Here is a 22836-nt window from a genome sequence, read left to right as displayed (position 1 = left end):
AAACCACGCCGCAGGCAGCAACAAGGCGACTCCTGCAGGTCCACTCTGCGCCACCAACACGCCGTCACCAACACGCCGTGACCCGGTACAGCTTCGCAGCCCCTTCCTGGTCAACCAACTCCACTGTCCCGGAGCCGGCCAAATTCTGAAGTCCGCCAAAATCTTTGCTGTCGGGATGATTCAGCAGGTACTGTTCGCCAAAATCAAGCACGTACTTTACGTTGAGCTCCCTAACGGCATTGCACACTGCAGGGTCCGAATTTGCGGTGTTGAGTTTTTCCTCCACCAGCACTTCGGCAGGAGTGCCGTGCTGGGAAAGGTGGTAGCGAAGCACCTTTCGGTCTGCGAAGGCGTAGACAAGACCGGAGCCGTTCCATGGGTTGCCTGCTATGACGGCATTTGCCGGCACTTCGCTGTCAATCCGTGCCAGCAGCTTGTACTCGTCGTCGGAGAGGATGGACGAGCCTGTGTCCCGTTCATAGAACACCTTTTGTGCACCGATGTAGTTCCGGATGGTGCCCACCTGCGTGCCAAGGGCCAGCAAGCCGAACAGGGCCAGCACAACCGCCAAGGCAATGGATTTGGTCCACCAGGAAGTGTTCCGCTGAAGTCTCGATACGGCTGAGAGAACCACTTCAACAACGCGTTTGAATCCGATGGCTGCCAAGACCACGGCAAAGATGGGCAGGTACGCTGCAACGCGGTTCGTGTCCGCGTACCAGACTCCTGTCAGGAAAGTCCTAATAAAGCCTCGGTCCAAAGACGCATCGGCTATGTACAGCGAGGCGGCCACGGCGTAGCTGAGCAACCACCAAATATGGGTCCGCTTGCCCAGAATCACAGCACCGCCAATAACGGCAAGAATGGAAATCACCCACGTTGCCTCAGTGCCCATGACACCGTTGGCGACCACTTCCCCGATGGCCCCCGGCACGTTGGTGTGGGGCGTCCATCCGCTGTAATCGTCGGGGCGAAGCCTCAGCCACAACAGCAAGCCAAGGGCCAGACCGGCCACGCTTGCGGCCGCAACCACTGCGTATTTTCGGATTGGTGCCTTGTCCTTCGCCAACGCTTTCACGTGGAGTCCCACTGCCCAAAGAATCATGGGCGCGCCGAAGGCCAGCAGGGCGCCGAGGGCGCTCATGTGGGAAAACGCCAGCCCGGGAATCATGATCACGGTCGTGGCCCACAGCCGCAAGGGCCGTTCCCGCTGGTCGGAGAGCTTGCACAGCAAAATGACGATGGCCAAGGCGGCCGGCACAACACTGATGGAGAGCAGGTTGGGGAACAGCGGACCCCAGACCAGCAGCAGGAACGGGAAGGCGACCAGACCGGCGGAGGCAACGCCCGCCGCCATGAGCGCAACCGGTTTGGGCCCTGCCACCACCCGTGTGAGAAAAATAATCGAAATGGGCCAAATGAGCGCAGCAACGCACATGTTGACGGCGTTTTCCGCCACAGCAATGGGGGTTCCCGTGAGTTGGACAAGCAACGCGGCAAGGTCGTGCCAGACGGCAGGATAAACGGCCCCCAGCCCGTGTCCGCCGGCCATCTGGCCCAGCGTGAGCGTGGACCCGTCGCCGGTGTCCAAAATATGCCGAACGGCATTGAGCTGAAAGACGTTGTCGTAGCGTTGGGAGATGTTGTCCGGGGCCCCCACCAATTGCATGAAGCGCCGGGCAATGAGCAATGCTCCGGCCGCGACACCCACCACCATGGCCCCCAAAGTCAGCCAGGAATCGCGGTGAAAACCGGCCCTGTTGGTGCTCTTTTGGCGGAAGTCGGTAATCAGCCATGCCACCAAACAGGCGACGACAGCCAGGACCACAACTGCCCAGATATTCCAACCAACGCCCACAAACGAGGCACCGACAGCTGCAACCCCTACCAGGGATAGTGACAGCACCGGGGCCAGGCCCAGCACGGAAACACGCCGAAAGCCAAGCGCATACGCCAGGGCGCCGCCTGGAATGAGCACCAGGGCAATACATACCAGCATGACTGGCACTGTTGTCCACCAGGACACGATTTCCTCCAAGGTTAAAGGCGGGCGCACGTTGTGCCGGGGTTGCGCCCCGGTTGAGGTTTCCCCCGCTTCACAAGCTGTCGGGCAATATTAAGGGCCGTTGCCAACTACTAGCTTCGAAGCTTGGCAATGACCTCGGCAACGGGAGCGTCCATGACGGCGTGTCCTTGCTGCATCAAAATGCCCCGGTCGCAAACCTTGGCCACAACGTCCAAATCGTGGCTGACCACAATCAGTGTCTTGCCGGCTGCGTGGAGTTCCTTGATTTTTGCCAGGCACTTCTTTTGGAAGGGTTCGTCGCCCACCGCAAGAATTTCGTCAATGAGAAAGACATCGGGATCTGTGTGGACTGCCACGGAAAATGCCAAACGCAAGTACATTCCGGAAGAGTAGAACTTCACTTCCGTGTCAATGAACTCTTCGATTTCGGAGAAGGCGACGATGGAGTCGAAAGCCGCATCGATCTCCTCCTTGCTCATGCCGAGGATCGCGCCGTTGAGGTAGACGTTGTCCCTGCCGCTGAGGTCGGGGTGAAAGCCTGCTCCGACCTCGATCAGCCCTGCCACCCGTCCCCGCGTGGCAACGCTTCCCGTGTCGGGAAGCATCACGCCGGAGATGTGTTTGAGGAGAGTGGATTTTCCTGATCCGTTCAGGCCCAGCAAGGCCACTGACTCCCCCGTTGCAATATCCAAGGTGATGCCGTCCAAAGCATAGAATTTCTTGGACAGGTCGCCTTTGCGGCCCTTCATGATCCACACAAAAGCTTCTTTGAGCGAACGGGTGTGGCGCAGCACAAACTTCTTGCTGATGTCCTTGATTTCGATTGAATTAGTGGTCATTAGAGCTCCTGCGCGAAGCGGCCCTCGAGCCGCCGAAAGACCAACTGCCCAAGGATGAGCACTGTCAGGGAAATAGCCATGCCCACCGGAATCCACAGTGAGAGCAGGTTTGGCACCAAGGCCACTGTTTCGACCGTGGTGGGATACCAAAATGCCAGGTGGAAGCTCTCCACCGCCACCGTCAAAGGGTTGAGCTGGTACAGGGCAAACCAGGTGGGACCAACTTTGTTGTGGACCATTTCCCACGAATACAGGACCGGGGATGCCCACGTGGCGACGAGCAGGAGCATATCCACAAAGTTCTCGGCGTCGCGGAAGTACACGTTGACGGCACCGAAGAAAAGGCCCAGCCCGGTTGCCAGCAGCCCCACCATGACGAAGGCGGCCACGGCCACCCCAATCTCAAGGAATCCCGGGCGCCAGCCGTTGAGCACGCAAACGAAGGCAAGGATCAGCACCTGGGGCAGGAAATGCACGGCCGAAACCCACACGGAGGCCACCGGAAACAGCTGGCGTGGCAGGTAGATCTTTTGGATGAGCCCTGAATTTCCCACCACTGAACGTGCAGCATTGCCCAAGGCTTCGGTGAAGAAGTTGATCAGGGCTATGCCGGAAAACAGGTAGATGGCATAGTTTGGCATCCCCGACCTGTTGGTGGGGCTCTGCTCCAAACCCAGAAACACGCCCAGGGCAATGTAAAACACAACAAATTGCATGCCAGGCTTCACGTAGGACCAGAGAATTCCCAGCACCGAACCGCGATAGCGTACCTTCAGTTCCTTCTGAACCAGCAGGTTCAAAAGGTAGCGGGACCGGAATATATCCAGCAGGCCGCTGCCATGCCCCGGGCTGGTCAGCGGGAGAAGAGCGTTTGAGGTGCCACTTCCCCCCACCTTTACACTCACTTCTCCGAAGCCGTTTTGGCTTCAACAACCACTGCCGGGTTGGCGGCGAACGTCTTTTCCCACGTTTCGGGGGAGGTGAAGTTCGGCAGCTCGTCCTGGTAGGTCTTCGCCAACTCGTCCCATCCACGGAGGAGCTTCTGGTGCAGCCTGACGCTGCGAATCATGTATTTGCGGAACGTCTTGGCGTCGCGCTTGTACCAGGATGCCCCAGCGCCGTCGGAAGCTGAAACCAAGGCGGAATTCAAGCCTGCCAGGCGCCACCAACGAGCATCCATGGCGGGAACAACTGCCTCGGGGAAGTCCACCGAACCGTCGCGCGGGTCGCGGCTTGCACTGAGCACGCCGGACAGTGCCCGCGAAAGGGCAGCAGGCAAGCTGGCCGGAGCGCTGGGAACAATGCCGAATTTCGGCGGCTTGACACGTTTGACCGGCGGGAACTTGCTCAGGTCCTTGCTGACCTGGGCATCGGAGAAAGTGCTGCGAACACGACGGATCTCAGGGAGTTTCGTGCCGATGTTGCGATGCAGGTGAGCCGGGCCTTCGAGCAGGTCTTCAAGGGCCTGAAGGCGAAGTTCAACAGCCGAGTACTGCATGGAGAGCAAGTGGCGGACGTCCACCATGAGGCTCTCGAGCGGCATCCGGCCGCCACGGCTGTACGGGGAATACAGCATGGTGGCCAACCAACGGTTGCGCTGGTGGAAGTAGGCCTGCCAGTCGATCGTGTCGTCTTTTTCAGTCCACGGCATGTGCCACACGGCTGCGCCGGGCAAGGTGACGGTGGCGTAGCCGGCAGCCTTGGCACGAATGCCGTATTCCACGTCGTCCCACTTGATGAAGACGGGAAGGGCCAACCCGATTTCCTTGATGATGGAGGTCGGGATCAGGCACATCCACCAGCCGTTGTAGTCAACGTCGATGCGGCGGTGCATCCACGGCGTGGTGCGCAGGTTGCTGGCACCGAAATCGTGGACTTCTTCGCTGTCTCCCGAGGCTTCGTAGCGGAAGCGGTATTCATTGATGGTTTCACCAAAGTTGTGGACCACTGCACGTTCGTACAGGTTGAACATGTGTCCGCCCACAATGGTGGGCTTGCGGGTGAAGTCGGCAAACTGGACGGCACGCAGGATGCCTTCGGTCTCAATCAGGACGTCGTCGTCGAGCAGCATCACGTACTTGCTCTTGCCTGCCTTGACGGTCTCCTGCATGCCGCGGGCGAAGCCGCCGGAGCCGCCAAGGTTTGCTTGTTCAACGAGCTTGAAGCGTTCGCCAAGATTGGCTGCCGCTTCTTCGAAGCCAGCTTCATCGCGAACACGCTGGTTCCCCTGGTCGGTGACGATCAAGGTGTCCAGCACGGCCGTGAGATCCGGTGACTCTGCGAAGGTCCGCAGGTGCTTCACACAAAAATCAGGTCGGTTGAACGTTGTCACGCCTACCGAAAGTGTTCCTGCCTCGAAGCCTTCAGGCCGTGGCACCGACCATTCGGCCCGCGTCATGGTGGTTGCTTCCTCGCCTGTTGCAAGGTCGAACCAGTACCAGCCGCCGTCGGCAAAGTTCATGATGGACAGGTCAATGGTGACCGATGCATCCTTGGTGAGCTTCAGGCTCTCAACCCGGTTGGCCGTGCCGCGCGGAGTCGAGCGGTACACGATGACTGTCGCATCGCCGTCGGCCTCCACCGTCAGCCGAACCTTTTCAACCGCGGTGTGGGCGCGCCAGTAGCTCGCCGGGAATGCGTTGAAGTAGGTGCCCAGCGACACCCTGCTGAACGCCGGCAGGCGCAAGGCGCGGCGGTCCTGAATGTAGTCGGTGCGCTGGCGCGATCCGGAGGAACTCGATGCAGGCGAAAAGGCCGTGTTGCCGGCACCCGGCTTGGACTCACCTGTCTTCGTCGCCAGTTCGTCGGTGGAAACCACGCGCTGGGCGGCGTTGAAGTCAACGTACAACGGAAGGGTGTCGGTGTCGCCGTCGGTCGGGAAGACCACCCTGTGGATGGTCTTCCAAACCGTTGCCTCGATCGGAGCGTCGGTTTTCTTGGTCTTCGTTGCTTCGCTCACGCGTCTACTCCTCCGCTTTGCAGCTTCGCCCCGCCGGTGAAGTGCGGTTTGATCTTGTTGTCGTACATGTTCAGGGCAGAACCGATGGCCATGTGCATGTCCAGATACTTGTAGGTGCCCAGCCGTCCGCCGAACAGCACGTCCTGCTCCCCGCGGGCCAGGTCGCGGTAGGCGAGCAGCTTGCTGCGGTCATCGGAAGTGTTGACGGGGTAGTACGGCTCGTCGCCCTTTTCGGCGAAGCGCGAGAACTCGCGCATGATCACGGTGGCGTCCTTGGTGTAGCTGCGCTCCGGGTGGAAATGGCGGAACTCGTGGATGCGCGTGTACGGCACGTCCTCGTCCGGGTAGTTCATGACCGCACATCCCTGGAAGTCCTCGATCGGCAGCACTTCCTGCTCCAGATCGATGGTGCGCCAGGAAAGGTCGCCCTCGGCGTAGTCGAAGTAGCGGTCCACGGGGCCCGTGTAGATGACCGGGACCTGGCCGGCCACAGCCTTGCGGCCGTAGACGCCGTCGTCAAAGAAGTCGGTGTTCAGCACCACTTCAATGTTCGGGTGGTCCGCCATGCGCTCAATCCAGGCGGTGTAGCCGTCAACCGGCAGCCCTTCGTGGGTGTCGCTGAAGTAGCGGTTGTCGTAGTTGTACCGCACAGGCAGCCGGGAAATAATCTCCGCCGGCAGGTTCTTCGGGTCCGTCTGCCACTGCTTGCCGGTGTAGTGCTTGATGAACGCCTCGTAGAGGGGGCGGCCAATGAGCTGGATACCCTTGTCGTTCAAGTTCTCCGGATCGGTGCCGGCGAGCTCGCCTGCCTGCTCCTGGATCAATGCACGAGCCTCGCCCGGCCCCATGGAGGAGCGGAAGAACTGGTTGATGGTGCCCAGGTTGATGGGCATTTGGTACACTTCGCCCTTGTGGGAGGTGTAGACCTTGTGCTGGTAGTTGGTGAACGCGGTGAAGCGGTTCACGTACTCCCACACGCGTTCGTTGGAGGTATGGAACAGGTGCGCGCCATAGCGGTGCACCTCAATGCCCGTCTCGGCTTCGTTCTCGCTGTACGCGTTGCCGCCGATGTGGTGGCGGCGGTCCAGTACGGCCACCTTCAGGCCCAATTCGGTGGCGGCCCGTTCTGCAATGGTTAGGCCAAAGAAACCCGAACCGACGACGACTAGGTCAGCGTTCACAAACTCTCCTGCGGTGCTTGGTAGCGATTTATGGGCACAGCAGTGCCGTGGTCTTTCCTCACTAGGTTACCTGACCGTTATACGCACTCCCCTCCATGGTGGTAATCCTCACACCATGTTGGCAGCTTGTCGGCCGCTTTCCTTCCTCCACAAGGGGTCCTGGACAGGCGTTCATTGACAAAGTACGACGCCGGTCCCCACCAACGATGCACCCCGCCTAGGCTCGGAAACAGACACCAGCGGGGACCGGGTTGGGCGTGATGCTTGGGTTGGGTGCCTGGGTTGCGAGCCGGGAGGAGGAGGTGCCATGTTGCTTGAAGTCACGGTCGTGGCAGGGCCCGGTGCCGGAAACGGAGGGGGAAGCGGAGGCGGGGACGGGGCAGTCTTGACTGCTGCACCATTCCCTTGGGCCGAACTCAGCATCGCCTGGCCGTCCGGGGTGCCGCAAACAAGTTGTTCGGGCCTGTCCCTGCACCAAGCTCTGGCCCAGCGCTGGCCCGGCTTGTCCTTTACCGTCTCAGGCGAGCCCCTCGAAGCGTTGCAAGCGGGCATCGTTCCCCTTGTCAATGGCGCCGTCTTGGTGGCCTGGCCGGACAGGCAGCCGGCACGGGCCGTCTTCCAAGATCGTGACGGGGCCATCGCAGCGGTGTTGTCCGTTTGCTCCGGACCCGGGGCAGGGGCCGTCTTTGCACTGCATCGCGGCAGCTACACTTTGGGCCGGGGCCAGTGCCGCATCCGGGTCGCCGACCCATCCCTGTCGCGGCACCACGGCACCCTGGTGGTGGGTGCGCATGAGATCACATTGAGTGCTGCTGTTGGATCCAGCGGATTCAGTCTCCGTTCCCGGAATTCTTCCCCGACCGCTAGCGCCGAGCGCGTCAAGGGCACAGTGGTTCTTGAGGTGGGCCACGTGGTTGCCTGCGGAAGCAGCACCCTTGAGCTTCGTTTCAATGATCCTGTCCTGCCCGTGTCCGGTGCCGGGCCGCGCTTGCTGGATTCCGCAGCGTTGGGTGCCCTGTCCGTACCGAACACCACCGGTTCCACGCGCAACCGTGCCGCCATGGCTGTTGCCGGTTGCCTCCCGCTGTTGTTGGGCTTGGGGCTGGCGCTACTGACGGGTTCGTGGATGTTTCTGGCCTTTGCTGCCATGGGCGCCATGGCAGTGCTGGTTCCCTTGTTCGGCGGCCTCAAGCGGCGCAGGACGTTCCGTTCGGCCGTCGAAGCTGCAGCATGGCAGGACGCCAGTCGACGTTTTCGCACCTTCCCCGATGCCGGAACCTTGATGGTTGCCGCCCGGGCCGGGCCGGGGCCTCCCTGGCCAGCGCCCTCCGGCGCACAGGCCGCGCTGCGCCTTGGCACGGCCACCCAGGCGGCCGCCATTGAGGTGGCACCGGCTGATGCGGGCTTCTCGGCGCCCCAGCTGCAGGGGCTTCCCCTGTGCGTCGGTTTGACGAACGAACCGGTCACGGTCTCCGGGCCTGCTCGTGCCGTGGTGGCAACGTTGAACTATGTTCTGATGCAATTGGATGCCGCCGCCATCCCTGCAGTCCTGCTGGGCCCGGCAGAGACCGTTCCGCTGGCAGCCAGGTTTCTGCCGCGCACTCTTCTCGCCACATCCGCTGCTGCCGCCTCACACGCCTTGGCCAGTCTGCGCGGCCCGGCAGGCGACGGCACTGAAACTCATCCGGCCGTGTTGCTGCTTGTTGATGAGCCCGCCGCTGCCTGGCTCGACACGAATCCGGGACTGCGGGTGGTGCACTTCGCGGTGCGTGCCCCCGACGGCCCCGGCACGAACACAGGGACTATCCAGGCCCGGCTTTCACGGCCTGTTTCGGACCCGTCCGGCAGCGGGTTCCCCTCCGGGGTTCCGTCCGGAGGGTGCGCGGCGGCAGCGCCACCACGCACTGCCGCCCACCGACGCGGGGCCGCGACCACACCGGCCACTGTGGAGCTGCGTACTGCCGGAAATCGCTTGGTGGGATCTTGTGCCGGCCGAGAGTTTGTCCCCGATGGTGTGCCGCCCACAGTATTTGATGCCTATGCCCGCCGTCGTGCTTTGTCCGTTGCGGGACAGCCACGCCCGGGGAGCGGCTCCCGGACCGGACAGCACGGCGACCCCGGGTTCGCCAGCAAAGCAGAACCTGCCGTGCAAGGCGACCTGGCGCCCAATTCCCTGCCACTTGCTGAACTGTGCACAGTTGATTCCCTCATGCTGCAATGGCAGCTCTCGAGCGGAGGTCCGCTGCTCCCCATCCCTCTTGGACAGTCGACGGCAGGCCCCGTCATGTTCGATTTTCGCCGGGACGGCCCTCATCTCTTGCTTGGCGGCACCACCGGATCGGGAAAGTCCGAACTCTTGCGTACCCTCGCAGGCAGCCTGGCCGCCGCGCACTCCCCCGCAGACCTGCAATTTGTGTTCATCGATTTCAAGGGCGGGGCAGGCTTGGGCTCCTTGTGCAGGCTCCCGCACACCACTTCGCTCATCACCGACTTGGGCGGCGAGGGGATGGAGCGCACCTTGGCCTCGCTGCGGGCCGAACTCCACCGTCGCGAAGCTGCGCTTGCCGCCCTCGAAGCTGCAGACAGCGACTCCTACCGCTCCGCTGCTCGACACCGCGTGCAGCCGTCCGGCCAGGACGGCCATGCCATGACCCACTTGGTGGTGGTCATTGATGAGTTCAGGGTGCTCGTGGACCAGTTCCCCGATGCCATGGCCGAACTCATGCGCATTGCCGCCGTCGGCCGTTCGCTGGGCATCCACCTGGTCATGGCCACGCAACGGCCGCAAGGCGCCTTGAACGCCGACATCCGTGCCAATGTAACAAGTTCCATTTGTCTGCGCGTGCAATCCCCTTTCGACTCCACGGATGTCATAGGCACCGGCGTTGCCGCAACCATCAGCGTCACCGTCCCGGGCCGGGCCTACATCAGCAAGGCAGGTGCACCACCGCAGGAGTTCCAAAGTGCCACACTGCGCCTGTCTGTTGCGGACTCCGGGCTGATCCCCGTGGTGGAGGATGCCCGTGAACACTTGGCAGCCACCCCCGCCCATGAGGCAGCGCGGGGAGCCTTTGCAAGTGACGTGGGCGCCCTCGCCAAGCTCATGGCGGAAGCGTGGGAACGCTGCAGCGCCGCCGATCCCAACCGTCGCGCAGCCCCTGCCGTTGTCGCCGCCGGGCTGCCGGCGGAGGTGGAGCTGTGCAACCCGCCCGGCAAAGTATCCCTGCTGCTGGGGCTGGTGGACGTTCCGCACCGCCAGTCGGTGGAGCCGCTGTTGTGGAATCCTGAGCTGAATGCGCACCTCGCCTGCGTTGGCACGCCTGCGGAAACCTCATGCGCCGTGGCCTTGGTCGCCGGCCAGCTCCTGGCAGCCAACGACGCAGCCACCAACGACGCAGCCACCGGCGCTGCAGGTGCAGCTGGCGGTTCCGTGCCGCGGCTGCTGTATCTGCTGGACGGGGACGGCTCGCTGGGCAGTTTCTCGGGAAGCCCCTGGGTGGGCGGGTGTGTGGGACCGAACCAGCTGCGAACTGCAGCACACCTGGTCCAGCGGTTGGGGCAGGCCGCCGCAGGCAGCACGCAAACCCTTGTCCTGTGCATATCCGACTGGGGCCGCTGGGCTGCCGCACTCCGTGCCAGTCCTTGGCACGAAACCGAGGACAGCATTGCCGCGCTGGTCCGCTTCGGCTGTCCAAACCTGGTGGCGGTCATGGGCGGTGGCCGTGAGCTGTTGACGGCCACCTTCCTGCCGTCGGTCCCCAACCGGATCTTCCTGCCGTATGGGGCAAGTTCCGAATCGACCATGCTGTGGCCTCGACTGCCGGGCTTCAAACCCCTCCACGGGCGGGGCGCCGTAGCCGGCCCGGTCAATCCCGTGGTTTCAGCCGGAGGGGCTGAGCAGCTGCATATTGCGCAGCTCGGAAATTCTCCGTCGCCACCACCCTGCGCAGCTGCAACGCGCGGGGGCGCAGCCGCGCCGAAACGCAGTGTCGCGGGCACCGAAAACTGCGCTGCCGCCACCCTCCTCGTCACAGGTTTGCCGGAATCGGTCTCCATGGTGCAAATGCACGAGGCTGTTTCGGGGGAGCTGCCGGCACCCGGCAGCCGGGACCGCTGCGAAACAACGCTGGTGGTTGGGCTGGGCGGAGACGGACGCCAGCCTGTGCGGGTCGCGCTGGCTCCCGGAACCGTGTTTCCCGTGCTCGGCAGTCCGGGAAGCGGGAAATCAAGTTTCCTCCACGCGCTGGAGCAATTGAACTGTGGCTCCGTCCGCGCCGTGCGCCAAACCGGCCACGATCCCGGGACGCTCTTTCTGGACGACGCCGCATCACTGACGTCCCTGCAGTTGCAGCAAGCACGGGACGGCTTGGCGGCAGGTATGGTGCTGGTGGTCGCATTCTCCTGGCCGGGACCGGCACTGTCCAGCTTGCCGCTGGAGTGGGGCCTGCGAACGGCACAACAAGGCGTTGTCCTCAGACCCCAACGCAGCGGCGATGGCGAGCTTTTTGGCGTGCGGCTGGACACGGCAGGGGCCGAACCGCTGGGCCGCGGAGTGCTGCTGGACAGGGGCCCGCGCTCGTGGTTTCAGTTCCCGCTGCCCGAGACTGGCCCTGCGGGCCACACGGGCGACACAGGCCATACAGCGCTCCGACGTCCCGGACCATGAAGGGCTCGGCCAAAGGGCCTACACCACTTTGTCGCTGGCTCCGGCGCGCAGTGAGAAGGCCACCACGTTCGGGGTGAACAGGAAAAACACCACGGCCATCGGCGGCAGCAACAGCGCCAGCCCCAGCAGCAGGTTTCCTTCGAGCAACATCGGCGTGGCAATTGCCACCATCAGCAGCTGCCACACAAACGCCGCCGACCGCGTCCACCGGAATCCCTTGAAGGCATTGACCGCCACGGCACCCAATGCCGCAGCCAGCCCCAAGAGCAACACGGAAAGGAAAATGGCGCTAGCCAGGGAGAACACCGGTTGGGTGAACATCGCAACGACCGACCCTACGCCGACCACCCCCAGCGCGAGAGCTTCCAGGCCCACCACGCCAGCCACCACAAAAACGCCTGTCGGTCGCTTCACGTCGTCGGTCCCGGCGATTGTTTCCGCCGCTCCGTCGTCCTCGGAAGGGGGCGTTTCAGCTGGATTTTGGGGATTGTTTTGCACAACAGCACCTTATCGGAGATTGCTGTCTAGCAGCCAAGACGCCCTGAGTCACTGTGATTTATCGCTCAGGCCGCACAGCGGATTTTCCTTCCGAACCTCTTGTTTACGCCGTGTGAACATGCCATTCTTAACTCAGTGACCAACAGGGGCCCATACAGGGCCCTTTCTTATGCGGCCAATGTGAATTTTTTCACAAGTGTCTCGTGTTCTAAAAGGAGTGAGTGATCAGCATGGACTGGCGTAGTCGCGCAGCCTGCCTCGACAAAGACCCGGAATTGTTTTTCCCGGTTGGAAACACGGGCCCGGCCTTGCTGCAAATCGAGGAAGCAAAGAGCGTATGCCGTCGCTGTCCCGTGATCGACACCTGCTTGAAGTGGGCCATTGAATCCGGGCAGGACGCAGGGGTTTGGGGTGGCTTGAGCGAGGATGAACGCCGCGCCATGAAGCGTCGCGCTGCCCGCGCTCGACGCGCCAGCTAGCTTTTCGCACCAACTGGCCCGCAGCAGCGGCCGGACCATTGTTGGCAATGGTCTTCGGTCCGCGCTGCGGGCCAGTTGCGTTTAATTTCAAGGCGGGCAGTTCTCAATACCGGACTCAGTGCCGGCTGATCAACGCCATTTGCAGTTCGACGACGGTTCCGCCGCCCGCCCGCGGGGACCAGTCAATGGTGCCGCCAAGTTCACTGGTGACAAGGGTCCGCACAATTTGCAGGCCCAGGCCCTCGGCGATCTGCCCCTCCGGCAGACCCACGCCGTCGTCGGCAATGGTCACCGTCAAGGCATCGTCCCCCGACTCGTTCTTGTAACGGTGCGCGGTGAGCCACACCGTCCCTTCCCTGTCCTGCAGGCCATGCTCGACGGCGTTCGTCACCAATTCGTTGATCACCAGTGCCAGCGGGGTGGCGAAGTCGCTGGGCAACTCTTCAAACGCTCCCTCGCGTTCGGTGTGCACTCGCTGCGACGGCGAGGCCACTTCGGCCGACAGCCTGAACTGCCTGTCGATGAGCTCATCAAAGTCCACGTTCTGGGCCAGCCCTTGGGACAGCGTCTCGTGCACCAGGGCAATCGTGGACACGCGGCGCATGGCCTGTTCAAGCCCTTGCCGGCCTTCCTCGCTGTGCATGCGTCGAGACTGCATGCGCAGGAGGGCGGCCACGGTTTGGAGGTTGTTCTTCACCCGGTGGTGGATTTCACGGATGGTGGCGTCCTTGGTCACCAGTTCCTGTTCGCGGCGTCGCAGTTCAGAGACGTCGCGGCACAACACCAGGGCACCAAACCGCTCAGTGGCATCACGCAGCGGAATGGCTCGCAGCGACAGGCTGACACCGCGGGACTCAATCTCGGTGCGCCATGGCATCCGCCCGGTGACCACCAACGGCAGGGATTCATCCACCATGCGTCGGTCCTTGAGCAGGGACGTGGTGACTTCGGCCAAGGAACGGCCTTCCAATGATTCACCGTCGCCCAGCCGCCGGAAGGCCGAAACGCCGTTGGGGCTGGCATATTGCACGATCCCGTCAACATCAAGGCGCAGCAGTCCATCGCCCACGCGTGGGGCTCCACGGCGTGAACCGGTGGGCGAGGCAAAGTCGGGCCACAACCCCAAGGTGCCCATTTTCAGCAAGTCGTAGGCGCACTGGCGGTACGTCAGTTCCAGCCGTGAGGGCATGCGTGAACTGGTCAGATCCATGTGCGTGGTGATGACAGCCAGAGTTCGGCCACTGCGGACCATCGGGATCGCCTCAACACGCATCGCCATGTCCGAATTCCAAATTTTCGTCTCATGCGAGCGCTCAATGTTCTGGTTTGTCCACGCTGCCCGGATCAGGGGCGCAAGCTCGGGCTGCACCGAATCCCCCACGAAATCGGAGTGAAACATGGTGTGGGAGGTGGAGGGGCGCACGTGCGCCAAGGCAACGTGGCTCTTGCCGTCGCTGGACGGAAACCACAACACCAGGTCCGCGAACGAGAGATCCGCAATCATCTGCCAGTCCCCCACCAGTAGGTGCAGCCATTCGGCGTCGCCCGGGCACAAGCCCGTGCTTTCCCTGATCATGTCGGCAAAAATTGCCATGCTGGCTCCTCAAAAATGGGTGGCGGTGCCCGCCTGTGGCAGGCGGGCACCGCATAGGCTGTTGCAACTGTGCCGCTGGCACAGCCTCACAAGGCTGTGGCTTTAACGCCGCACGATCGAACGCAAGAGCCTCAATGCTACAGACAACGACGCCATGTCGTCTTGTTCAAGGGCGTTGACTTCGGCAAACATGCGCATGGACCGGGCCAGTTGCTCCTCGTTCTGCGCTTCCCATTCCTCAATCCGTTCCAGCGGGCCGGCGCCGGGGGTGGTGCTGTCCATGACATTGCGCACCATGTCGGCAATGGTCGCATACAGGTCGTCGCGCAAGGCCGCGCGGGCCAGGGCCTGCCACCTGTCCTTGCGCGGCAGCGACGTGATGCGGTCCAGCAACGCGTCCACGCTGTAGCGGTTGTACAGCGCATAATACACACTGGCAACGGCGGCCTGGGGTTGCCCCAGGCCTTCGCTGACCTTGGCCACGTCAAGGAGCGGGAACGTCTCAAAAAGTTCCGCCCAGCGGCGCCCCAGGGTCGTGGGCATGTCGACGGCTTCGGCACGGCCGTACCAGCTGGCGACGCGTTCGGCGTCGACTCCTTGGAGGAAGTCGTCCATGCGAGCACCAAGACTGCCGACCACCGGCCTGAAGCGCTTCACCACATCCTCGATCTCTTGCGCTCCGGTGCCTTCATTGAGCAGCCAGCGCACGGACCGGTCCAGGTGGCGGCGCATGTCCAGCTGGACATCGCACCACTGCCCGGTGGGGAAGCTCGGCGGCAGCTCCCGCAACGCCGAGCGCATGGAGTCCATGTCAAAGATCTCGTGCAGTGCCACAAAGGCCTTGGCAATGGCGACCTCGCTGGCCGAAGTTTCCTCCAAGGCCCGGAAGACGAAGGTGATGCCGCCGAGGTTCACCATGTCATTGGCCACCACGGTGGCAATGATCTCCTTCCGCAGCGGGTGGCTGTCGAGCTCGGCATCGAAACGGTCCGCCACCTGAGCCGGGAAGTAGCGCCGCAACGTCGACTTGAACCACGGGTCGTTGGCCAAGTCGCTCTTGGCCAACGAAGAGGCCAATTCCATCTTGGCGTAGGCCAGCAGCACGGCCAGTTCCGGGGAGGTGAGCCCCTGCCCTGCAGCCACACGTTCCCGCAACACGGCATTGCTGGGCAGCGCCTCCAGCTCGCGGTCAAGGTCGGCGCATTCCTCCAACCAGTCCATGAAGCGCTCGAAGCTGGGACTTGCTTCAACCACGTTCTGGCGGTCATTGAGCAACAGGATGTTTTGCTCAATATTGTCTTCAAGCACCAACTGCCCGATTTCATCTGTCATGGACATCAGGAACTCGGTGCGCTCGGCCGGATCCAGCTTTCCTGCCACGACCATCCTGTCAACGAAGATTTTGATGTTCACTTCATGGTCGGAACAGTCAACGCCGGCTGAATTGTCAATGGCGTCGGTGTTGAGGATGACCCCGTGCAGGGCTGCCTCGACACGGCCTCGCTGGGTCATGCCGAGGTTCCCGCCTTCGCCAATGATCTTCACTCGCAGATCCGCACCGTCCACCCGGATGGAGTCGTTGGTCTTGTCCCCCACATCGGCGTTGGATTCGGTGCTGGCCTTGATGTAGGTGCCGATGCCACCGTTGTACAGCAGGTCCGTCGGCGCCAAAAGCACCGCACGCAGCAGTTCCGGCGGGCTGAGCTTTTGGGTTCCCTCGGGCAACCCCAGCGCAGCGCGGACTTCGGCGGAGATGGGGATTGACTTCAGCGTGCGTGAGAACACGCCGCCACCCTCGCTGATGAGCTCCTCATTGTAGTCCTGCCAAGAGGAGCGCGGCAGGTCGTACAGGCGCTGGCGCTCGTCAAAGGACGCCGACGCATCGGGGTTCGGATCAAGGAAGATGTCGCGGTGGTCAAACGCCGCGACAAGGCGCACGTGGCGGGTGCGCAGCATGCCGTTGCCAAAGACATCCCCCGACATGTCCCCGACACCCACTGCCGTGAACGCTTGGGTCTGGGTGTCCACGTCGAACTCGCTAAAGTGCCGCTTGACCGACTCCCACGCGCCGCGGGCGGTGATACCCATGTCCTTGTGGTCGTAGCCAACCGAGCCGCCCGAGGCGAAAGCGTCCCCGAGCCAGAAGCCGTATTCGGCGGAGATGGCATTGGCGGTGTCGGAAAAAGATGCCGTGCCCTTGTCCGCGGCGACCACCAGGTAGCTGTCGTCGGCATCATGACGGACCACATTCTCCGGCGGAACCACCACTTCACCCTCGGCGGTGGCCTTGAGATTGTCCGTGACATCGAGCAGGCCGCGAATGAACATTTTGTAGCTTTCCCGACCCTCTTCCAACCATGCGCCACGGTCGATTGCAGGGTTGGGCAGCGCCTTGGCGAAGAAGCCGCCCTTGGCGCCGGTGGGAACAATGACGGCGTTTTTGACCGTCTGCGCCTTCACAAGGCCCAGCACCTCGGTGCGGAAGTCCTCACGACGATCCGACCAGCGCAAACCACCTCGGGACACCTTGCCAAAACGCAAGTGGCTGCCTTCCACCTGCGGGGAGTACACCCAGATCTCGAACATGGGCCGCGGGGCGGGCAAGCCATTGATGGCGGAGGGATCGAGTTTCAGGCTCAGGTATGCCCGGTCGCGATGAAAGTTGGTGCGCAGGGTGGCGTCGATGAGGTTGGCGAAGGTGCGCAGGATCCTGTCCGCGTCCAAGGTGGGGACGTCCTCCAGTGCGGCGTTGAGCCGCTCGTGGATCTCGGCTTGCAAGCCGGGCCTGGCCGTTGCGTCGACAGCGGGGTCGAACCGGGCCTCAAACAGTTCAACGAGCCCCCTTGTCACGGCCACATTTTGCAAAAGCGTGTCGGCGATGAAGCCGAAGGAGTTGGTGTTTCCAATCTGGCGCATGTACTTGGCGTACGCGCGCAGGATCACGATTTGGCGCCACGGCATGCCTTCGGTGAGCACCAGCATGTCAAAGTGGTCCGATTCGCTTTTGCCCGTGATGGCGGCCCCAAATGCTTCGGTGAGCAGTTCCGCCGTCGCCAGCGGGTCAACCCCCTGGGGATACTTCAGGCCCAGGTCGTAGAGGAAAAAGTCGCGTTTATCGGCTGTCTCAATTTCAAAGGGGCGCTCGTCCAGGACTTCAAGCCCAAGATTGTGGAAGAACGGCACAATCTTGCTCAAGCTTTTCGGGTGTGCCATGTACAGCTTGACGCGCGCGTCCTCTTCCAGCAACGCACCGGTGCCTGCCGGGAGATAAACGTGCATGCCGGGAGGACACTGGTTCGGTGCCAGGCCGGCAGCAACCACAGCCTTGTAGTCGGCGTCGAAGCTCTCAAAGCGGGCAATGTCGGCCAGCGCCTCCTCCACTTCAAAGTCCACCCGGTAGCCGGCCGGGAAGGCGTCGGACCATTTGGTGACAAGCGGGTCGGCCACATCCAGGTGGCGGGAGTCGCGCAGCACTTGGGCGATCCCTTCGGGCCAGGAACGTGCCGCCCGAACAAGACGCTGTTCCAGCTCCGCGGCATGCAGCTCGGCAGAGACAATGTAGTCCTTGGGCAGCCGGATGCGGAAGAACAACCGGGCCAGCGCTGATTCGCTCATGCGGGCTTCAAAGTCAATGGAGCTGGCGTCGAAGGTGCGCATCAGCTCCCGCTCAATGCGGTGGCGCACGGCCGTTGTATACCGGTCGCGGGGAATGTAAACCAGTGCGGACATGAAACGGCCATAGATGTCCGGTCGCAAAAACAAGCGCGTGCGACGGCGTTCGGCCAGCCGGAGGATGCCCTCGGCGATCTCGATCAGGTCGTCAACTTCGATTTGGAAGAGTTCGTCGCGAGGATAGGTGTCCAGGACGGCAAACAGGTCCTTGCCGGAGTGTGAGTTGGGCGGGAAGCCAAAGTGTCGCAGCACGGCATCAACCTTTTCGCGCACCACGGGGATATTCCGTACCGAGCCGGTGTAGACCGCGCTGGCAAACAGCCCGATGAAGCGCTGCTCGCCGTTGACATTGCCTTGGGAGTCAAAGGACTTCACACCAATGTAGTCAAAGTAGGCGCCACGGTGCACCGTGGAGCGGGAGTTGGCTTTGGTGATCACCAAGACACGCTTCTCGCGGGCCTTGCGCCGTCCCGTCTTGGTCAGGTGCTGCACCGTCGGGTGGCCGGAGCCGTCCCGCAGCAGGCCCAACCCGCTGCCTTCGCGGTTGACAAGGACGTCTTCGCCGTCGCGCTTCTCAAGGTCGTATTCCCGGTAGCCCAGGAAGGCGAAGTTGTCCGCTTCCATCCAGTGCAGGAGATCTTCGGCTTCGCGCAGGTCCACCAAGGATTCCCCGGAAAGCACGGAGGCCAGAATCTCTGCCCTGCTCAGGGCTTTCTCGCGCATGGCCGGCCAGTCTTCAACAGCAGCTCGGACGTCTGTGAGGACCTTGGCTATTCCCGCAAGCAGAGCTTCCTTCTCAGGCGCACTGGTTTTGGGGATTTGAACGGCAATCCATGATTCCAGGAAGGAGCTGTTTTCGCCATCCCCGAGGAGGTAGGCAATGTTGGGCAGTGCGGAGGTGTCGCCGCTGGCCACGCCGGCATGCGAAGGAACCTTTGTCACCTTTGTCAGGTCGTTGCTGGTCTTGTCCCTGGCGACTACAAAGACGGGGTGGGTGACCAGGTGGATGGCCATGTCCTGCCGCACCAGCTCTGCGCTAACCGAGTCGACAAGGAATGGCATGTCATCGGTGACGATGTAAACGACGCTGGCGTCGCGCTCATCACGGATTTCCAGGTTGGCCTCGCCCGGGCTGCGATTGGCTGCCAGCTCCTGGTGGGCCCAGGCCCTGGCGCTCAACCGTTCGGTGTCATAAGTGCCCGCGTCTTCTTCGGATAGTTGCACAAAATAGTCATCCAAGAATGACTGGCCGCCGTACCTGGTTTGGTTCTGTTCAGGCTCGTGGCTGCTTGTGTGCGATGACATGAAAATAACGCCTCCGTCAAAAAAGTTTAGACCGCTTCATTGCGATCCGTCACTTGAGCCTAGCCTTGAACTTCAAGCTTTGCAGTGGCTTTTGCTACAGCAACTTTTGACTTCTGTTGGTCAGCTGCACAAGTGATGTCCCGAATGGCCCTGCGCAGCGGCGCATCAGGGGCAATCTCCAAAAGCAGCCGACCCTCCAGCAGGGCCTTGTCCGTCAGCTCCGGGTCCCACGGCAGGAAATGGCTGATGCCCATCGCCGGGCCGAAGCGGTCCCAAGCCTGTGCGAGCGCCTTCTCAGGGGAGCTGCCCACAGCCTTGCGGCGCACTTTGTTGGCCACCACACGCACATCGGCGCCAGGGCACGCCTCGGCCAGCTCGCTCAGCCCCTTGATCAAGCGCGGAATGCCCACCGGGTCACTGTTGCCGACGGCATAAATCAGCTCCGCCTGTGAAAGCACCGCCAAGGTGGCTGCGTTGCGCCGAGGGGCCACAGTGTCGTAGCTGAGTTCTTCGTCGTTCTCCAACCCAAAGCCACAGTCCACCACCACCAGTTCGGCCATGCCCCGGGCCAGCCCCAGGACCCGTTCGACGGCGGCTGCCCGCAATTCCGGCCACCTGTCCGCCCGCGTGAGTCCGGTCAGCAGTGAAAATGTTCCTCCGGAAAAGACTAGCTCAGTGGTGATTTTTGCCAGTGCGGCAGGGGACAGCGCCCCTTGATCCGCTGCGCGGCACGCCTGGGCAAAAGACGCCGATTCATCCAACAATCCCAAGGTGGCGGCAATGCTGGAACCGTAGCTGTCCGCGTCGATCAGCATGACCCTTCGGCCGGCAGCTGCTTGTTCGGCTGCCAGGTTGATGGCCACGGTGGTCCTTCCCGGGGAGCCGATCGGCCCCCACACCGCCACAATCCTGCCGGGGACGGCAGGTTTGGTGGACGGTGCGGCGGGGCTGGACCCCTGCTTCCTTAATTTCCGCCTTGATGCCCCGGCTTGGTCCGCTTCTCGGTCGCTGTCCCTGTTCCTGCCCGGACGCAGGTTGGCGGTGATCATCGCCCTCCAGCTTGCAGTTCTTTCTGGCTGGCTCGAGTCCTGCGGCGGCGACCCGTCTTCGCCCACCTTTTCTGGTCGGCGGAGGTGGAGGTTGTTCTCTGGCGGCTCAGCCGCATTTTCGTTTCCTGTCCCGCTGGCATCGTCGTCTCCGGCGTCGGGTTCAGGCGGGCTTCCGCCCGTGGAGTCCGTCTGGTGCCCGGGCCCGGCGTTGTTGCCGCCGTTGTCGCCGTCCCCTGCAGCGTTGTTGTGTAGTGGCGCCGCCACCCCGGTGTGGTCCGTGGGCACTGCCCTGCCCGGCGGAAGAGCCGCTTCGGCGGACGCAACTGCATAGCCGGAATGGCCAGGGTGGCGGCGGTCCTCAACTGCGGCGCAAACCACCCCAACCAGCGAAGTTGCCGCAACGCGCGCGGCGACGGGTGTGGCACCGATGCCTCGCAGCCGCCGTGCTTCCTCGGGCGAGTCTGCGACCGCCACGACACTCACGCCGACAGCTGTCAGCCTGTCCACAAGAGTTGCAGTCAAGTCGCCGGAGAATCCGGCGACGAACGCCACTTGTGCCAACCCGCTCTGGCAGGCAGCCAGCAATTCGGGCAGTTCCGGGCAGCGCCGCACAATGTGCAGCCGCCCTTGCTGCTGCGCGAGCTCTTCAACGACGGCCGCTTCCGTATCCCCCACTGCAATGACAGTCACCGGCTTCACGGGGCGGCCCCGGGGTTCCACACGACGGAGATCTTGGCTTTGTTGGCGACGGCACCGATGAACTTCGGCATCTGCGCGTCCGTGACAAGGACCATCAACTGCATGTTTTTGCTGGAGCCAAGTGAGGAGGCGGCGACATTCAAGGCTGCAACCTCCGCACCCGGCAGCATGAGCACCGGAGCCTGGAAGCCGTTTCGCTCATCAGGCAGCGAAACCCACACGTCGACGTGCGTGCCGGCGATGACTTCCTTCGGCAGGGGCTCCTCAATGGTTACGGAGACGGGCTTGCGATCAAGGGCGTCGGTGCGACCGATGCTTGAGCGGGGCACAATTTCGCCCTTGGGCACCATGCGCACTGCGACAGCGTTCTCCACCAGCTCCTCAGCTGGGTCCAAATACTGACCGCTGGCCTCCCCCAACTGGACGTGGACGATGGTGAAGGAGCCGGCATTGATCTTCTGGCCCACCACCAACGCATCCCGTGCCGCATACATTGGCACGGTCTTTTCGGCATTTCCCACCAGCGCCACGACACCTGCAACGGAGGCCAGAACCAGCAGTATGCCAATCAAGAGCCTGGGATCTTTCCACGTCGGCTTCTTCAGTCGAGGGGCTGGCCCTCGCCCTTCCATCGTCATGGTTCCTCCCCCTACGGGATCGTGCCACCACGTGCTGCCGGCCCTGTCGAAGGATCCGCCGTCGCATCCAGTGTGGGCCGCCGTGCGCGCGTTGCCTGTGCGCCCTGCCGCCGTCTACCATTTCTACCGCCTCTTCGCTCCGGTGGAAAGACCTTGTGCCGATGCAGGCTGAATCTGTGGACAACGAGCGGCATTGCCGGACCTGTGGATATCTTTCACGAATCTCGTCAAAGGTGGTCAAAAGGGGGATAATGGTTGCATGCCTCGTTTCCTGACATTGGCCGACGTTGCCGAACAACTGCAAATCTCCGCCGCCGCCTGCTATGCACTTGTCCACAGCGGCGAACTGCCCGCGTTCCAAATTGGCGGCCGCGGGCAATGGCGCGTGGATGCGGCAAAGTTCGAGCAATTCATCGAGGACCGCCACGCTGCGGCCCGTGCCATGCTGGATGCCGAGAATTCAACACCCGGCCGTTGACGCCCGCCCGCTGCACTGTCGGCGGTCAGAACTCGTTGTCCGGCGACGACGCCAAGGAAACCAGCCCGCCCGTCGGCACCACCACGCTTCCTTGTCGATTCTCGCGGTCTCGATTGACGCCGTCGGACAGCTGCATGAGCTGGATGTAGTCAGAGCCCACTTCGTCGATCACTCCGCGCAAGGCGGCCGGGCGGATGCTGTCCAATTCCAGCACCAGCGCCGATCTGTTGCGGGACAGAACGCGCAGTGCGGCGGCGAATGTATAGGGGATTTTCGACGGCGCCCTGGCCCGTTGCGTACCCAACCCCTGCACCCGCTGGATCATGGCCAACGGCAAAAGCACTGACCGGCTGCCTTCGTCCAACAGCACCCACTCCGTTTCCACCCGGCACAGCCGCCCATGAAAGGCCGTTCCGGTTCTCATCACGATGGACAGCCGGCTGCCAACGGATCCGCGCAAAGCCTCGGCCATCGTCAGCCGGGCCGCCTCTACCCGCGCCAGTTCGTTGATATGGTGCTCCAGGTCCTGCTGTGAGGCTGCCTGCATTTGCGTTTCCAAATCACCAAATAGTAGTTCCCATCGCATGGCGCCACGCTAGGCGCGGGCGGACTGGACGTCAACCGGGCGCGTTGACTCATAGAAAACCTCCGCGTATCCACATACGTTGCCTCATTTGATTTCATCCGCTTCGGCGTGGTTTCAAGTCTGGTTCTGCGGTGTCGGGTACGCCAGTTTCTATGGAGCTGACAATG

The 22836-nt window shown here is 62.6% G+C and carries 14 protein-coding genes; 3 read left to right on the top strand and 11 right to left on the bottom strand.

Annotated elements, in window-relative coordinates:
* Nucleotides 1-64: 64 nt before the first annotated feature.
* The 5 genes from QMG25_RS06880 to glf form a co-directional block, all read right to left on the bottom strand.
* The gene (locus tag QMG25_RS06880; protein ID WP_283458607.1) at nucleotides 65-1999 is read right to left on the bottom strand and encodes a DUF6541 family protein; all 1935 of its coding nucleotides are present in this window, start codon (nucleotides 1997-1999) and stop codon (nucleotides 65-67) included.
* A gap of 137 nt (nucleotides 2000-2136) precedes the next feature.
* Complete coding sequence (locus tag QMG25_RS06875; RefSeq protein ID WP_283458605.1) at nucleotides 2137-2865, bottom strand: ABC transporter ATP-binding protein; 729 nt, start codon at nucleotides 2863-2865, stop codon at nucleotides 2137-2139.
* On the bottom strand, nucleotides 2865-3770 hold the full coding sequence (locus QMG25_RS06870) for an ABC transporter permease (protein ID WP_283458602.1): 906 nt from the start codon (nucleotides 3768-3770) through the stop codon (nucleotides 2865-2867). The genes QMG25_RS06875 and QMG25_RS06870 overlap by 1 nt, the downstream gene beginning before the upstream one ends.
* A complete protein-coding gene (locus QMG25_RS06865) occupies nucleotides 3767-5824 on the bottom strand; it encodes a glycosyltransferase (RefSeq protein ID WP_283458600.1) in 2058 nt (685 codons plus the stop codon). Before QMG25_RS06865 ends, QMG25_RS06870 begins: the two co-directional genes overlap by 4 nt.
* Nucleotides 5821-7005: a UDP-galactopyranose mutase gene (glf, locus tag QMG25_RS06860; RefSeq protein WP_283458598.1), complete on the bottom strand. Its 1185-nt coding sequence runs from the start codon at nucleotides 7003-7005 to the stop codon at nucleotides 5821-5823. The genes QMG25_RS06865 and glf overlap by 4 nt, the downstream gene beginning before the upstream one ends.
* Nucleotides 7006-7312: 307 nt before the next feature.
* Between glf and QMG25_RS06855 the strand changes: the two genes are divergently transcribed.
* Nucleotides 7313-11671: an FtsK/SpoIIIE domain-containing protein gene (locus tag QMG25_RS06855; protein WP_283458596.1), complete on the top strand. Its 4359-nt coding sequence runs from the start codon at nucleotides 7313-7315 to the stop codon at nucleotides 11669-11671.
* 18 nt (nucleotides 11672-11689) lie between these two features.
* On the opposite strand, the gene QMG25_RS06850 is transcribed toward QMG25_RS06855, so the two are convergent.
* Nucleotides 11690-12169 carry a hypothetical protein gene (locus QMG25_RS06850; protein ID WP_283458594.1) on the bottom strand — a complete coding sequence of 160 codons (480 nt, stop codon included), beginning with the start codon at nucleotides 12167-12169 and terminating at the stop codon, nucleotides 11690-11692.
* Nucleotides 12170-12399: 230 nt separating this feature from the next.
* Between QMG25_RS06850 and QMG25_RS06845 the strand changes: the two genes are divergently transcribed.
* Nucleotides 12400-12648: a WhiB family transcriptional regulator gene (locus tag QMG25_RS06845; RefSeq protein ID WP_038469266.1), complete on the top strand. Its 249-nt coding sequence runs from the start codon at nucleotides 12400-12402 to the stop codon at nucleotides 12646-12648.
* A gap of 115 nt (nucleotides 12649-12763) precedes the next feature.
* On the opposite strand, the gene QMG25_RS06840 is transcribed toward QMG25_RS06845, so the two are convergent.
* From QMG25_RS06840 to QMG25_RS06825, 4 genes are all read right to left on the bottom strand, one after another.
* On the bottom strand, nucleotides 12764-14242 hold the full coding sequence (locus QMG25_RS06840) for a sensor histidine kinase (RefSeq protein ID WP_283458585.1): 1479 nt from the start codon (nucleotides 14240-14242) through the stop codon (nucleotides 12764-12766).
* Between the two features lie 102 nt (nucleotides 14243-14344).
* Nucleotides 14345-19219: an NAD-glutamate dehydrogenase gene (locus tag QMG25_RS06835; RefSeq protein ID WP_283458583.1), complete on the bottom strand. Its 4875-nt coding sequence runs from the start codon at nucleotides 19217-19219 to the stop codon at nucleotides 14345-14347.
* Between the two features lie 59 nt (nucleotides 19220-19278).
* Nucleotides 19279-20958, bottom strand: a complete 1680-nt coding sequence (locus tag QMG25_RS06830) for a CpaE/TadZ family protein (protein WP_283458581.1) — start codon at nucleotides 20956-20958, stop codon at nucleotides 19279-19281.
* Between the two features lie 5 nt (nucleotides 20959-20963).
* Nucleotides 20964-21605: a hypothetical protein gene (locus QMG25_RS06825; RefSeq protein ID WP_283458579.1), complete on the bottom strand. Its 642-nt coding sequence runs from the start codon at nucleotides 21603-21605 to the stop codon at nucleotides 20964-20966.
* Nucleotides 21606-21864: 259 nt separating this feature from the next.
* Between QMG25_RS06825 and QMG25_RS06820 the strand changes: the two genes are divergently transcribed.
* On the top strand, nucleotides 21865-22083 hold the full coding sequence (locus tag QMG25_RS06820) for a helix-turn-helix domain-containing protein (RefSeq protein WP_283458577.1): 219 nt from the start codon (nucleotides 21865-21867) through the stop codon (nucleotides 22081-22083).
* Between the two features lie 25 nt (nucleotides 22084-22108).
* Here QMG25_RS06820 and QMG25_RS06815 read toward each other — a convergent pair whose 3' ends face one another.
* Nucleotides 22109-22630 carry a hypothetical protein gene (locus QMG25_RS06815; RefSeq protein ID WP_283458574.1) on the bottom strand — a complete coding sequence of 174 codons (522 nt, stop codon included), beginning with the start codon at nucleotides 22628-22630 and terminating at the stop codon, nucleotides 22109-22111.
* Nucleotides 22631-22836 lie beyond the last annotated feature (206 nt).

Origin of the sequence: Arthrobacter sp. H35-D1 (genome assembly GCF_030063185.1) — a bacterium.
GTDB lineage: Bacteria > Actinomycetota > Actinomycetes > Actinomycetales > Micrococcaceae > Specibacter.
The sequence above is the reverse complement of the archived record's forward strand: the minus strand, read 5'-3'. Positions and strand labels throughout refer to the sequence as shown.